Genomic DNA, 14,205 nt, shown 5'->3' on the forward strand with positions numbered 1-14,205 from the left:
TTTAGCCTAATTTACTAATTTTCTATTTCCTATATCTCACATACCCCTGCTACACACGCAAGCTCTGCTTTATTTTCTGTCTCATCAACTTTCTCGTAAGTCACTATCTTCGAGAAATCAATGTGTTCCCATCGTTTTGACAATTCAATATATTTTTTCTCATCAATCTCTTCATATGGCGCAAGTTGATAAACATGATTATCGCGTGGCAAGAAAGAAAGTCCCCCGACAATATTCCAATTCTTGTATACCCAATGACCGACATCAATCCATTCCGTGTCGCCAACTGAAATCGTCGTCGAAGGATTGTGTTCAGTGTAGTGTTCTTTATACATCTTCCAGTATTCCAATTGATCAATCGCAGTTAGGTCATTTTTAAAAATGGAACCCTTTGGTGCGCGAACAGGAAAATCTATAACAAATGTTGTTGCCGTATCTGCTGTTTGACCAACCTCAGGATGATAAGGAACTCCTTGGTCTTTCAACATTTTGAAAAGAGCGTCGGTTGAGGCAATACGAACGCGACGAATATAAAACGGAGCGAAGCGAGGGTGCATTCCAGAAGAAGAATCAACTGTCTGCGAAAGATTTCCAGATGGTTTAACTGCAGTGATAGCTGTCGAAGGATTTACTCCAAATCTTTTGGCGTACTGTTGATTCACCTTAATTGTTTCCGCGCGAAGTTTATCTAAAACATCTGCCTTGCGCGCTGTTGGACAATCCCACTGACCAGTGACTGAAACTCCTAGTAATCTTTCTGCTTCACAATTTTCTTTCCACTCTTTTGAAAGATATGGGAAGTTTGTGAGTGTTGATTGATAGGTTCCAATGATTGTTGCGATTCTAATTTTCTTAAGAAGTTTCTCTACTGTATCTCCTGGTCGAGCAATAACTTCCGAAAGATTACAAAACTGTTTTGACTGTAGAATTATTTCCCCACATGGATTTGTTCCAACTGGACCGGTCATGCGTCCATTTGTTATGTGCTGGTCCATAAACTTAAGACGACGCTCTGGAAGGGTCTTAGCCAAAGAACCACGGTTGAAGATTCCGCGCTCTCCAGACTTTGATTTCATCAAGGCGACCCATTCATCTAGGAATTCTTCTGTTGTTGGCTTGTCTATATATACAGCTGAGTTGTTTGCGAGGGCACGCTGTGGATCTGTGTAGTAAAATGGCCCTTTTTTGGAGTCTCGCATCTCTACGTCACCCAAATCTGAAAGAGAAATCATGGCACTTCTTCTGACGCCTCCCGCAACGACACATTCGCCAATCTTACACAAAATGTCGTGAGCATCTAAAGGTGAGAGTTTGCGTCCCTGCTTCTTCAACATTCTCTCGCGAGTAAAATCAATAACGGAACGGATTGGATCAGGTCCTGATGATTTTCCTCCCATAGTTTTCAAACGAGCACCAGCTGGTCGAAGTGCTGAATAATCAAAATCAATATCCTTCCCTTCTGACCAAGTCTTCATTCCAAGAACAAGAGCGTCTGCCCAACCTTCTTTACTGTCGGCAATAACATGCTTTGATGCTTTTTTCCCTGTTTGATATTTGATTGAAGGAAGCTTATCGATGTTTTGATTCTCAACAGCATAACCAGCACCAGTACCACACATTAATATGTACATAACTTCTCCGAAATCTTGCCATGTAGTTGGGGCAATGAATGAACAGTTGTATGCGCAAATATTTGTCTTGCGTGCAGCAAGTCCAGCGAATTGGAAAAGTCGCATTGATGGCATTGCTTCTTGTTTCAAAATTGCTTCTCTAATTTCTTTATACTCTTCTTCTTTTAATTTTTTTCCGAGATTCTCGCGCATGAAATCAACATAGCGATCGACGGTCTCAACCCATGTTTCGCGACGACCCTCCCCTTCAATCCAACGAGAATATGTTCGGTAATAAATAAATTCACCAAGTACATTCCTAAAATATTTTTTACTTTCCTCAGAAAGCTTTCGAACTTTTTCTGGAACCTCTCCAACCTCGCGACGTAGTCTTGAACGTTCTTCTCGATAGAGGATGTAGGCCTTTGCTGTTTTAGCATAGTCTTCTGTGATGAGCTGTGTTTCAACGAAATCTTGAATTCCTTCAACGGTTGGAAGGAAATTTTTCACCAATTTATTCACACGTAAAAGTTCAGAGTAAACTTTACGAGAAATATATTCTGCTTCCTTCTCGCTCCCTTCACCAGTTGCAATCATCGCTTTGTGCACAGCACTTGTAACTCGATCGATATCAAAATCAACTATCAACCCATCACGTTTTTGAATTTTTTTGATTAGTAACGGTACTTTCTGTGCAACTTTTGCGATTTTCGACATATTTTTATTAAAAAATTAAAAAAACTGGTAAAAAATAGCTCATCACGAGCTCTTAGAGGTCATTTTACAACAAAAGCATCCCACCAGCACTGTGGATTGCCACAAATAAACATACAAAAAACATAAAATCTTTTTTGTAAACCCCGTACGAAATTTTACCGCGAGAAACCACGCCTAAACAGCTGTCTTCGTTTATTTTTGAGATTAATTTCTTAAAAACAAAACAGTAAATCAGGCCGTAAAAGCGTTCTTCGTCTGCCCAAAGCTAACCTGCTATTAATTTTTCCAGAAACTCAAAAAATGACACTGTCCCCTATTTTTATTTTGTTTGTAAAAACGAAGCCACTAGGAACCTCCAAAACGTACAGCGCTGGCAATATTGGTTGAAAAATTATTGGGAAAGATTCCGGTAAAATATTCTCTTCCATGTAAATAATTTTTTTATTTTCATCAATCCAAATAATGTCTATTCCAAAATTCATATCTTTCATCCAAAACCCGTAAAGGTCTGGCTTCTCAAACACAAATAACATGCCTTCGTTTGGCAAAAGAGCTTTTCGCCCTGATAATCCACGACTTCTTTCTTCTCTTGTCTCTGAGATAAACGTGTTTATCACCACATCGCCGATTGAAACAGCTACTACTTCGGTAATTGTTTCTGGTAAAACTTTTTCTCTTGGTTGAGGCTGATAAAAAAAAGAAATGAGATACAGCAAAGTAATTAAAAAAATAATAAGACCAAGCCACTTCGGAATTAAATTGCGCATGAAATAATTTATTTTTTTAAAGACATTAAAACAATTTAAATATTTTCACTTAAAAAATTATTGGCCTTTGTAAACATTTAGATTTGGATTGTCCCACCCGGTATATACAGGACTAGAACTATTTTCTAGTCTGGTGCCAACTATATAATTTTGATCACTACTTGTTTGTACATAAGGAGGGATGCTACCAGTAGGTTTATATCCTCTAGCATAATAGTAACCATATTGCCCAGCGACGTTGGATGGATCTTGTGGAATCTTACTCATATAGGTGGGTTTAACATTCAACGTACTTAAGTTGGCGTAACCACCTGAGCCGGTAGTTGTGCAATAATCAGGATTAACTCCACCAACACACGTAGGATAAAAACCATTATCGGTATGATACATTTCTATTGCTTTAATTAGCTGATTGATATCAGCTAATCTTCTCGTATCTCTAGCTTTCACTCTCGCTGTATTTAACGAAGCAAGAACTATAGACGATAAGGTTCCAATAATAGCGATGACTACTAACAGTTCAATAAGAGTAAAACCTTTTTTGTTTTTAAGTGAAGAAATCGAATGCATAAAACTTAATTGTCTATAATAAAGATTATAACAAAAACGTTAGTTTTTATACATTTTTAACCTTGTTTTAATGGGTTTGGCAGAGATTCGGTTACGTATAATTTTCTGCTGAAAATTTGCGCTACCCCGACTCGACGCCTTCGCGTCTCCGTCTTTCGAATCTCCCCGCCATCTCGCAAAATATAAGCATAAAATGCTACGTATTTTATTTATTATTTTGCGGAGGCGGGGAGATTCGAACTCCCGGTGGTTTTATCCACACAGACTTTCCAGGTCTGCGCACTAGACCGCTATGCGACGCCTCCATAGCGAAGCTATTGTCGCAGAAAAAAACCGATAACGCAAAACTAAATTGAACGATAAACAAAAAGACTTACGAGAGCCAAAAACACTCCTGTGTATAGAAACAACGAGGCGAAGGTTAACAAAAGTGGAATTGAGTAGATGGTGTAAATACCGATAAGGCCTATTCCAAACGACTGACAAACCATTTTTGTCTTCCCTACTCCACGAGCCTCCACAACTTCCCCTTTAAATTTTTTACGATAATAAGCGTTGAAGATGAGAAGTAGTTCGATTGAAATGATTGCAGCAATAAGAATTGGCGACAAAAAACGCGAAATCAAAATAAAACCGGCAATCCCTATTAATAGTTTGTCCGCTAGTGGATCAAATAATTTACCCCAATCCGTAATTTGTCCACGAGTGCGAGCGATTGCGCCATCGAGAGCATCACTAAAAGCCGATATCGCAAACAAGATAAAACCAGTCACGTGATATTCGTAAAACAAAAGGTACGTCACAAACGGTATCGAAACAAAACGAAAAACAGTTATATGGTTCGGTAAAATAAAAGCCGGCAAAATTGGTTCAAAGATACGGCTTATAACTCTGTCTTTTATTCCAACCTCAACCTTTGTTTCTGTTATTTCATTCCAGAGACGACTTTTAATTTTAAACATTAGTACATCATACTGCTTATGCACCAATTACTTATCCCCAACCAAAGCATTAACTCTTTCATTGATTGGTGGGTGGGTAGAAAAAATCTTAACCAAAAATGGGGTCTTCTCACTAGCTTCTCCGTTTACACCGAAAGGATTCGAAATAAAAAGGTGTGCCGTAGCGTTATTTGCCTTCATCATTGGACGATTATATCCTCCTATTTTCTTAAGTGCCGAAGCTAAACCTTCGGGATACCTAGTCAAAAGTGCACCAGAAGCATCTGCTAAAAATTCTCTCTTGCGCGAAATCGCGAGCTGAAGAAGAGATGCGGCAATCGGTGCCAAGACCATAAGAACTAAACCGATAATCATAATCACACCACTCGCCTTACTATCACGTTCATTATTGCCACCAAAAAAAGAAGCTCTCATCGCCATGTCAGAAATAATTGTTACAAACCCAACTAACACAACAGCAACAGTAGAGACGAGCATATCTTTGTTTCCAATATGAGAAAGTTCGTGTGCTACCACTCCCTCAAGTTCATTTTTATCCAAAAGATGAAGAAGTCCTGTTGTCGCGGCAACAACCGCGTGCTCTTTATTTCGTCCTGTAGCAAAAGCGTTTGGGGCGGGATCATCGATCACGTAGAGTTTCGGCATCGGTAGCCCTGCGGTTATCGAAAGATTTTCCACAGTAGTATAGAAAGTAAAAAATTCACTACGTGTTGCCTCTCTGGCACCAGTCATTGAAAGAACAATTTTGTCGGAGAACCAATAACTCGCGATGTTCATTCCGACACTTAAAGCAACTGCTACATAAAGAATGCTTGGGTTTCCAAAGTACAAACTTGCAAACCAACCAACTCCAATAACCACAACAAAAAACACAGTCATGATAAACCATGTCTTTAGTGTATTTTCTGTTTGATGTGTATATGGATTTTGCATGAAAACAGGAAATTAGCTGTTAGATTTATTAGCTAAGTAGAAAAGAAAGATAAAACTAAAACTTAACCTCAACTGGATTGCGAGCAGCGGAGTTGGCTTCGTCTAATTCAAAGAACTCTTGTTTTTCAAACTTAAAAATTCCAGCGATTACATTACCTGGGAATGATTCTATTCCTGTGTTTAAGTCGCGAACGTTTGTGTTGTAGAAACGACGAGCAGCTTGAATTTTATTTTCCGTGTCTGAAAGTTCTGCCTGAAGAGAGAGGAAATTCTGATTTGCCTTAAGATCTGGGTATGCTTCTGAAACAGCAAAAAGACTCTTAAGCGCGCCAGACAACATGTTTTCTGATGCGGTGTGCTCTGCCGGCGTACCAGCCTGCATTGCTTGAGAGCGAGCCTTTGTTACTTTTTCAAAAACACCACTTTCGTGAGATGCATATCCCTTAACTGTTTCAATAAGATTTGGGATAAGGTCGTAGCGACGTTTTAATTGCACATCAATATCTGACCACGCTTCTTTTGTTCTATTTACCAAAGAAACAAAGCTGTTGTAAGCGAATATCACCCAAGCAACAACTACGGCAACGACGGCTAAAATAATACTTGTAGGTGTCATAAAATAATTTAATTAAAAGTTAAAAATAAATGATATAAACGGAATTATGACAGGCTTGGTCTGAAAATCAAGCAACAAAAAAACTCCATTTCGTGGAGTTTTTTTGAGAAATATTTTTTAGTAATCCATCCCCATTCCCCCTCTACCTAGAGCTGGCGAGGATTCTTCTTTTGGCTCATCAGCAATCGCAACTTCAGTTGTAAGTAAAACGGCCGCAGCGGAAGAAGCATTCTGCACACAACTTCTTGTTACTTTTAGGGGGTCGATAATACCAGCCAAAACCATATCCGGAACAATCGTGTCGTTCGCAGCATCATATCCAGACAAACCTTTTGCATTTTTAACCTTATCGACAATAACCGAGCCATCATCCTTTCCGGCATTAATTGCAATCTGCCTTAATGGTGCTTCAAGCGCTTTCAAAAGAATACTAACTCCGACCATAAATTCTGATTCAAAACTTTTAGCGTATGCGGGAACATTCTTAAGCGATACTTCAACAGATCGTGCGGCTCTAATAAGCGCAACGCCACCACCAGGTACGATCCCCTCTTCTATTGCAGCCTTTGTAGCATTAACAGCATCTTCGATTTTCAATTTCAAATACTTCATCTCCGTTTCTGTCGCTGCGCCGACTTTAATTATCGCGACTCCGCCAGTTAGCTTTGCCAATCTTTCTTCTATTTTTTCAACATCAAACTTTGACTCAGTCTTCTCTTTTATTTTCTTCAACTGAGAAACACGCGCCTCAATGTCGGACTTTTTACCTTTTCCTCCCACTATAGTAGTACTGTCTTTTGTGGCGATTATTTTATTTGCTCGCCCTAAAACTGTCATGTCTACATTCTCAAGCTTAATTCCAAGCTCGTCTGAAACAACCTTAGCGCCAGTCAAGACAGCAATATCCTGAAGAATATCTTTCTTTCTGTCTCCATATCCAGGAGCCTTAATGGCAAGCACCGAAAATGCTCCACGAATCTTATTGACCACAAATGTAGCCAGCGCTTCCCCATCTACATCGTCGGCAATAATGACAATCTCTTTTTTGCCGGTCTGGGCTAATTTTTCAAGCAAAGGCAAAATATCTTTAATGCTTGAGATCTTTTTGTCTGTAATAAAAAGTGGGACATCACGATATTCCGCCTCCATTCTGTCGGTGTTGGTTATCATGTATGGCGAAACATACCCCTTATCAAACTGCATCCCTTCTACTATTTCAGATTCGATACCAAACGATTGCGACTCCTCTACTGTCACTACTCCATCCTTACCAACCTTACCAATAGTATCGGCAATAATTTTCCCAATTTCTTTTGATTCGGCAGAGATAGAGGCAACCTGCATTATCTCTTCTTTTGTTTTTATTTCTTTACCAATCTTCTTCAAAGCAACGACTACTTCGCTTGCTGCGTTCTCGATACCAAGACGTATTCCCATCGCATTAACACCCATCGTTGTTTGCTTTATCCCCTCCGCAATAATGGCCTGAGTTAGAACAACAGCGGTTGTTGTGCCGTCACCAGCATTTTCGTTTGTTTTGTTTGCGACCTCTTTCACAATCTCCGCTCCCATATTTTCGAACTTATCGGAGAGGGTAATTTCCTTTGCAATTGAAACCCCATCGTTAGTGATTGTCGGGGCTCCGTAGCCCTTATCCAAAACAACATTTCGACCTCGTGGACCAATTGTTATTTTCACAGCATCGGCAACCTTATCAACACCATTTTTTAAAAGTTGACGCGCCTTCTCATTAAAAATTATTTGTTTTGCCATAGTTTTAAAAAATTATTTAATAATCGCCAAAATGTTTTCTTCCTTCAACATAAAGTATTCATCTCCATCAACCTTAACTTCGTCTGGTCCGTATTTTGAAAAAATAACAATATCTCCAACTTTAACCTTCATTGGTAGAACTTTTCCTTCGTCCGTTGTTCTTCCTTCACCGACAGCAATGACCTTCCCCTGCTCTGGTCGCTCTTTATCTACTGTTTCGGGAATAATAATTCCGCTCTTAGTTTTTTTTGTATCTTCCTCTGAAAACGGCTTAACAAGAACTCTGTCTCCAAGCGGAATGATTTTTGATTCTTTTTTCATTTTTTTATTTAGTTATTAATAAAATTAAATTAATTAATGAGACCCCTTGAAACAACGATTATATACTACTTCACAATAAATACGGCAATATAATATTACGTCTGTATATAGCTGTCAAAATGTTTATTAAAGACAACTATTGCATTTTATTGTGTCCTTTGGTAATGTTTTTGCATATGGAACTTATCGCTACTACCCTCCCTTGGGTTCAAGTCGCGCTTTCTGTTCTCCTCATTGCCGCAATACTGCTTCAGCAGTCTGGCACTGATACGGGCGGAGCGTTAGGTGGAGGAGAAGGAACAAGCTGGCAACACAGCAAAAGAGGAGTAGAAAAAGTACTCTTTAATGCGACGATAATAATCGCCCTTTTATTTGCTGTTTCTTCCTTCCTTGCTCTAATCGTTAGATAAGACTCCAAAACGCCAACATATTTTATTTATTGGCGATTTTAAATAAACCAAAATAATTCTCGTGAACGAAGCTAATAATACAGCTGGGAGTGGTCTCCCTTCTAAAAAAGAACTTGCCCGAGCAGTCGGCACTTTTTCTCATAGAGAGAAGAAGTTATTTCTAGTGCTCGCTGGGCTTTTTGTTGTAAGTTTCCTATGGCTCACATATAAAATTAATCAGGAATTCTCCGCCACTGTTCCAGCTCGCGGAGGAACACTAGTAGAAGGTATTATCGGGACGCCTCGATTGATCAACCCAATATTAGCGATATCAGATGCTGATAGAGACATAACAGAGCTCGTCTATTCAGGGCTACTTCGTCGTATGCCTGACGGGGAAATTGTCCCTGATTTGGCGGAAAGTTATGAAATTTCAAAAGACGGACTTTCTTACACTTTTACACTAAAAACCAACATAACCTTCCATGACGGAGAGACGATAACAACAGAGGATATTGAATTTACTATAAACAAAGCTCAGGACCCAACCCTAAAAAGCCCGAAACGTTTAAACTGGGAGGGTGTTGTTGTTCAGCGCTTAGACGAGAAGAAAATAAGGTTTGTATTAAAACAGCCATATACTCCATTTCTAGAGAATGCCACCTTGGGTATTTTGCCAAAACACATCTGGAAAAATATCAGTGTTGAGCAAATGAATCTAAGCGATTTTAATACAAACGGTGTCGGCTCTGGCCCATACAAAATAGAGTCCATTAAAAAAGACTCTTCTGGAATTCCTGCCTACTACAAACTAAACTCATTTAGTAATTTTTCGTTAGGTAAACCAAATATCAACACAATAACAATTCGTTTTTATGCAAACGAAAAAGATCTTGTTTCAGCTCTTGAAAAAGGTGATGTAGACAATATAAATGCCATCGCCCCAGAATATGCCAAGGATCTTTCTGAAAAATTCCAAATAATAACCACACCGCTTCCTAGAATCTTTGGTATCTTTTTTAACCAGAACCAATCGCCGGCACTATCAGATATAGTCGTAAGGCGAGCACTAAACAGTGTTATCGACAGAAAAGCCATTATTGACTCAGTCCTCTATGGCTACGGAGTCCCTGCGTACGGACCAATCCCCAAAACGGGAGAAAACTATGTCCCAGCATATACTGGCCCTGATTCTCCTAGCCAAGAAGAAAAAATTGCAGAAGCTAGGAAGACACTAGAAAAAGCTGGGTGGAAGTGGAATGAAGAAAAAAAGGTTCTTGAAAAAACAGTAAAAAAAGTCACCACTCCCCTTTCTTTTTCAATAACAACCGCGGACACCCCGGAACTAAAGGCCGCTGCTTTACTAGCAGAAAGCCAGTGGGAAAAACTTGGAGCAAATATTGAAATACGAATTTTTGAATCAGGAGACTTGAATCAAAATATTATTCGCCCAAGAAAATATGATGCACTTTTGTTCGGAGAAATAATAAGGCAAGATTCAGACCCATACGCGTTTTGGCACTCATCACAAAGAAACGACCCAGGGCTCAATATCGCAGTTTATGCAAATTCAACAGTCGACAAACTACTTGAAACAGCGAGAACGACACTTGATGACAAAAAACGCCAAGAGGCATATTTGTCACTAGAAAAAGAAATATCAAACGACGTGCCAGCAATCTTCCTTTACTCCCCCGACTTTATCTATGTTCTCAAAAAAGATTTAAAAGGAGTTGATTTTGGAGAAACAACAGTACCATCAGAAAGATTCACCGCAGTTCACAAATGGTATTTGGAAACAGAAAACGTTTGGAAGATTTTTGCCAACAAAGAAAATATTATCTAATAAAAAATTAAATTAATTAAAAACATGTCAGAAAGAATTGAAAAACCTACAGGAAATGCAAAACCATCAGCGCACCCACGACGCCCTGTTCGCAAGTTCCCTAACTTACAAAGTGGTACCAGTACTGGAAGTACTCCAGCGCGCGCAGCAGCTCCTGCTCGTTTTAGTGGCGCCCAAAGTGGTCGCACTGGGGCTCGTCCTCAAGGCGGAAGTGGTACAAGCACACACCGCCGTCAACACAGCGGTGGTAGAGGCCCACGCCCAACTTCGTACCCACCACGAGATAATACTGTTCATAAAATTCCAGAACTTGGTGAAAGCATCCGTATTATTCCACTAGGTGGAGTTGAGGAAATAGGAAAAAACATGACCGCTTTTGAGATTGGCGAGGATATTTTCGTCGTTGATATGGGTTTTCAGTTCAGTGAAGACGACACCCCTGGTATTGATTACATCCTTCCAAACACCAAATACCTCGAGGAGAGAAAGGGTAGAATTCGAGCTGTTTTGATTACACACGGACACCTTGACCACATTGGTGCTATTCCTTATATCATGGAAAAAATTGGCAACCCACCTCTTTACACTAGAAACTTCACCTCGCTTATGATTAAGAAGCGCCAAGAAGAGTTTCCTCATGCTCCAGCGCTTGATTTCCGTATCGTTGAAAGTGGCGAGCGTGTAAAAATTGGAAACATTAACGTTTCGTTTTTTGCAGTAACCCACGCTATTCCAGATTCAATGGGAATAATCTTAGAGACACCGTATGGTGACATCGTCCACACTGGCGACATTCGTCTTGATCACGTTGATGGAGCAGTCTCGGAAATCGAAGAAGAAATTTATAGTTTTTTCAAAAACAGAAAAGTTCTGTTACTCCTAAGTGATTCAACAAACTCTGAAAACCCAGGTTTTTCTATTTCTGAAAAATTGGTCTATCAGAACATCGAAACAGTAATTAGAGAAACTAAGGGGCGCCTAATCCTTTCAACGTTCGCCTCACAGGTTGAGCGAATGCTAAAAATGCTAGAGATTTCTGAAAAATACGGCAAAAAAATCGTTATCGACGGAAGAAGCATGAAGACAAACATTGAGGTCACCAAAGCGGCTGGCCTACTTAATATTGGCAAGGATGCAATTATTACAGTTGAGCAAATGGCTGATTATCCAGAAGATAAAATAGTGGCTTTGGTCACAGGGGCACAAGGTGAGGAATTTGCAGCACTAATGCGTATTGCCAACAAAAGCCATAAGTACATCAAGCTCACCTCTCGCGATACAGTTCTCATGTCTTCTTCTATAGTTCCTGGAAACGAGCGTAATGTTCAGAAACTGAAAGATAATCTCTCCCGCCAAGGTGCACATATCATTCACTACAAGAACTCAGATATTCACTCATCTGGTCATGCTAATGCAGAAGAATTGGCTTGGATTCACTCAAAAATAAACCCAAAGTTTTTCATTCCTATTCACGGATATCACTATATGCACAGAGTGCACGCCGATATCGCGAAGCGCATAATTCCAGAGGAAAATATTATCATTCCAGATAATGGCATGATAATTGAAATCCAAGATAAAGGAGAAAAGATAGTCGCCCTAAAAGAAAATGTGCCAAAAGGTATCATCATGGTTGATGGATTTTCTATTGGAAACATTCAAGAAGTTGTTCTTCGCGATCGACAAATGTTAGCTCAGGATGGAATGTTCGTTATTATTGCCATTATTGATGTATCCGGCGGATGTCTTAAAAAGTCGCCTGATATTATTTCTCGTGGATTCGTATATCTAAAGGAGTCGCAAGAACTCTTAAGAAGTACTAGAATGGTTATCAAGAAAACGATTGAGGATTCAATCCGTGGAATGAATCCAATAAACGTGGACTTTGTTAAGGATAATGTCACAGATAATGTTGCTAAATTCCTACTTCAAAAAACTGCGAAACGCCCAATCGTCATTCCTGTTATTCTCTGTATCTAACAACAAAAATGAGTAATAAAAGTAGCACCCTTACAGCAATTTACTTAGCAACTTTTTTTTACGCGATTCACTATTCCCTCACGCTTTATATCGAATCTTCTTTTCTCTCTAATTTCATTCCAACAGAATCTGTTGGTCTAATTTTTACGGTCGCAGCCTTAGCCAGTATTATTGTACTTTTTAACCTGCCTCCTTTTCTAAGAAGATTCGGAAACTACAAACTCGCAGTAACCGCCACTATCACCGAAATAGTAGCCTTGTTTCTTATTTCAACAATAACAACACCTGGAATTATTGTTTTTTTCTTCGTTGTTCACCATGTATTTTTAAACATAATGTATTTTTCCCTAACCGTTTTTCTGGAATCATTTTCAGATGACGAAACAACTGGGAACTCTCGTGGTGTTTTCCTAACTATTGTAAGTACCGCAATTTTAATAGGACCTTTTGTTGCTGGAAACATTATGTCTAGTGCTTCATATCCAAAAATATATGCTCTATCTGGAATACTTATTTTGCCTATATTATTCATCATCGGGAAACATTTACGTAATTTTACGGACCATACGTATACTAGTATTTCATTCATTCAAACAATACTGACTATCCTTCGCGAGAAAAATCTTCGTAATGTTTTTGTGGTCCAATTTTTACTTCAGTTTTTTTACGGAGTAATGGTCATTTATACCCCTATTTATCTCCACACACAAATTGGTATCCCAATGTCGCAGATATTAGGTATTGTTATGCCTATTGCCTTGTTGCCATTTATTATCTTCCCTTACTTTCTTGGTAATCTAGCCGATAAAAAATACGGTGAAAAAGAAATGCTCTTTATTGGATTCCTTATTATCACAATATCTACAGCAGCTCTATCGTTTATCAGCTCGACAATTGCTCTGGTTTGGGCAGGAGCATTACTTCTAACTCGCGTTGGGGCAACCTTTATTGAAACAATGGCTGAGGTATACTTTTTCAAGCAAATTGATGCTTCTGGCGCACACATAATCAGCTTCTTTCGAAATATGAGTTCTTTCTCTTATCTTATCTCCCCTGTGATTGCTTCTGCTTTTCTCTCGGTATTTGACTATCGATTTATCTTTCTAGGCTTAAGCATCGTCATGCTAATTGGGCTCCGATATAGTTTCATACTAAAAGACACAAAATAATCTTCGGCAAAAAAAACACCACTTAGGTGGTGTTTTTTTGTAACTAAAAGTAACAACACAAAAAACCCTTTTTAGGGCATTTCTACTTACTTTGAGAGAATTCACTTATTTCACTAAAGGCTAATTTCCTAAGAAACTAATGAAGCTTCTTAAATATTCTTTCTTTTGTTCCATCCAGCCTCTCTCATTTTATCTGTAAAGATAAACCAAAAGTAGGTCTTTTATCTCGGTTTCCTCCCGAGCGATGTACTGTGTTTATAGTCATCAGTATTCACTACATATGTAAACATACGAACGACCGATTTAATCATCTGCCGTTAGGCAAGACAACGTGTTTTCACTTGAATTGATCCACGACCAGCTTCCGCTAGCCGTGCCTTGTTACGACTTACTCCCTGTCACCGAACTTACCTTAGGACCGCGCTAGGCGATACTTTGGGTACTCCCGGCTCCCTTGAGTTGACGGGCGGTGAGTACAAGACTTGAGAACGTATTCACCGCGGTATAGCTGACCCGCGATTACTAGCAATTCCAACTTCATGAGGTCGAGTT

12 protein-coding genes, 1 tRNA gene and 1 rRNA gene are annotated in these 14,205 nt (G+C 39.3%); 4 read left to right on the top strand and 10 right to left on the bottom strand.

Annotated features, from left to right (window positions below; all coding sequences use genetic code 11):
- Nucleotides 1-29 precede the first annotated feature (29 nt).
- From WC724_02410 to WC724_02450, 9 genes are all read right to left on the bottom strand, one after another.
- Nucleotides 30-2,327 (bottom strand): ATP cone domain-containing protein, encoded by a 2,298-nt coding sequence (locus WC724_02410; GenBank protein MFA6077852.1) that lies wholly within the window; start codon nucleotides 2,325-2,327, stop codon nucleotides 30-32.
- Between the two features lie 293 nt (nucleotides 2,328-2,620).
- Nucleotides 2,621-3,094, bottom strand: a complete 474-nt coding sequence (locus WC724_02415) for a DUF192 domain-containing protein (protein ID MFA6077853.1) — start codon at nucleotides 3,092-3,094, stop codon at nucleotides 2,621-2,623.
- 57 nt (nucleotides 3,095-3,151) lie between these two features.
- On the bottom strand, nucleotides 3,152-3,664 hold the full coding sequence (locus WC724_02420; GenBank protein ID MFA6077854.1) for a prepilin-type N-terminal cleavage/methylation domain-containing protein: 513 nt from the start codon (nucleotides 3,662-3,664) through the stop codon (nucleotides 3,152-3,154).
- A 220-nt stretch (nucleotides 3,665-3,884) separates the two neighbouring features.
- Nucleotides 3,885-3,969: transfer RNA gene (locus WC724_02425), tRNA-Ser, on the bottom strand.
- 42 nt (nucleotides 3,970-4,011) lie between these two features.
- Nucleotides 4,012-4,626 carry a CDP-alcohol phosphatidyltransferase family protein gene (locus WC724_02430; GenBank protein ID MFA6077855.1) on the bottom strand — a complete coding sequence of 205 codons (615 nt, stop codon included), beginning with the start codon at nucleotides 4,624-4,626 and terminating at the stop codon, nucleotides 4,012-4,014.
- A gap of 27 nt (nucleotides 4,627-4,653) precedes the next feature.
- Entirely contained in the window at nucleotides 4,654-5,559 is a 906-nt protein-coding gene (locus WC724_02435; protein ID MFA6077856.1) for a zinc metalloprotease HtpX, read from the bottom strand.
- Nucleotides 5,560-5,614: 55 nt separating this feature from the next.
- On the bottom strand, nucleotides 5,615-6,175 hold the full coding sequence (locus WC724_02440) for a LemA family protein (protein MFA6077857.1): 561 nt from the start codon (nucleotides 6,173-6,175) through the stop codon (nucleotides 5,615-5,617).
- Between the two features lie 117 nt (nucleotides 6,176-6,292).
- Nucleotides 6,293-7,948 carry a chaperonin GroEL gene (groL, locus tag WC724_02445; protein MFA6077858.1) on the bottom strand — a complete coding sequence of 552 codons (1,656 nt, stop codon included), beginning with the start codon at nucleotides 7,946-7,948 and terminating at the stop codon, nucleotides 6,293-6,295.
- Nucleotides 7,949-7,960: 12 nt separating this feature from the next.
- Complete coding sequence (locus WC724_02450; protein MFA6077859.1) at nucleotides 7,961-8,269, bottom strand: co-chaperone GroES; 309 nt, start codon at nucleotides 8,267-8,269, stop codon at nucleotides 7,961-7,963.
- 176 nt (nucleotides 8,270-8,445) lie between these two features.
- Here WC724_02450 and secG point away from each other — a divergent pair, with 176 nt between their 5' ends.
- The 4 genes from secG to WC724_02470 all read left to right on the top strand — a co-directional run bounded on the left by secG (nucleotide 8,446) and on the right by WC724_02470 (nucleotide 13,653).
- Nucleotides 8,446-8,679 (top strand): preprotein translocase subunit SecG, encoded by a 234-nt coding sequence (gene secG / locus WC724_02455; GenBank protein MFA6077860.1) that lies wholly within the window; start codon nucleotides 8,446-8,448, stop codon nucleotides 8,677-8,679.
- Between the two features lie 61 nt (nucleotides 8,680-8,740).
- Nucleotides 8,741-10,504: an ABC transporter substrate-binding protein gene (locus WC724_02460; protein MFA6077861.1), complete on the top strand. Its 1,764-nt coding sequence runs from the start codon at nucleotides 8,741-8,743 to the stop codon at nucleotides 10,502-10,504.
- Between the two features lie 24 nt (nucleotides 10,505-10,528).
- A complete protein-coding gene (locus WC724_02465) occupies nucleotides 10,529-12,484 on the top strand; it encodes a ribonuclease J (protein MFA6077862.1) in 1,956 nt (651 codons plus the stop codon).
- 8 nt (nucleotides 12,485-12,492) lie between these two features.
- Nucleotides 12,493-13,653, top strand: a complete 1,161-nt coding sequence (locus WC724_02470) for an MFS transporter (GenBank protein ID MFA6077863.1) — start codon at nucleotides 12,493-12,495, stop codon at nucleotides 13,651-13,653.
- A 339-nt stretch (nucleotides 13,654-13,992) separates the two neighbouring features.
- On the opposite strand, the gene WC724_02475 is transcribed toward WC724_02470, so the two are convergent.
- A 16S ribosomal RNA gene (locus WC724_02475) occupies nucleotides 13,993-14,205 on the bottom strand; the annotation flags it as partial.

This window comes from Candidatus Paceibacterota bacterium, from assembly GCA_041661305.1.
In the GTDB taxonomy this organism is placed as follows: Bacteria; Patescibacteriota; Minisyncoccia; order Phycocordibacterales; family VMEP01; genus VMEP01.

What these genes read in the sequence shown, in the direction of transcription:
- WC724_02430 (MFA6077855.1), bottom strand. Translation starts at nt 4,626, where the DNA reads ATGTTTAAAATTAAAAGTCGTCTCTGGAATGAAATAACAGAAACAAAG.
- WC724_02470 (MFA6077863.1), top strand. Translation starts at nt 12,493, where the DNA reads ATGAGTAATAAAAGTAGCACCCTTACAGCAATTTACTTAGCAACTTTT.
- WC724_02465 (MFA6077862.1), top strand. Translation starts at nt 10,529, where the DNA reads ATGTCAGAAAGAATTGAAAAACCTACAGGAAATGCAAAACCATCAGCG.
- WC724_02435 (MFA6077856.1), bottom strand. Translation starts at nt 5,559, where the DNA reads ATGCAAAATCCATATACACATCAAACAGAAAATACACTAAAGACATGG.
- WC724_02420 (MFA6077854.1), bottom strand. Translation starts at nt 3,664, where the DNA reads ATGCATTCGATTTCTTCACTTAAAAACAAAAAAGGTTTTACTCTTATT.
- WC724_02450 (MFA6077859.1), bottom strand. Translation starts at nt 8,269, where the DNA reads ATGAAAAAAGAATCAAAAATCATTCCGCTTGGAGACAGAGTTCTTGTT.
- WC724_02415 (MFA6077853.1), bottom strand. Translation starts at nt 3,094, where the DNA reads ATGCGCAATTTAATTCCGAAGTGGCTTGGTCTTATTATTTTTTTAATT.
- groL (MFA6077858.1), bottom strand. Translation starts at nt 7,948, where the DNA reads ATGGCAAAACAAATAATTTTTAATGAGAAGGCGCGTCAACTTTTAAAA.
- WC724_02440 (MFA6077857.1), bottom strand. Translation starts at nt 6,175, where the DNA reads ATGACACCTACAAGTATTATTTTAGCCGTCGTTGCCGTAGTTGTTGCT.
- WC724_02410 (MFA6077852.1), bottom strand. Translation starts at nt 2,327, where the DNA reads ATGTCGAAAATCGCAAAAGTTGCACAGAAAGTACCGTTACTAATCAAA.
- secG (MFA6077860.1), top strand. Translation starts at nt 8,446, where the DNA reads ATGGAACTTATCGCTACTACCCTCCCTTGGGTTCAAGTCGCGCTTTCT.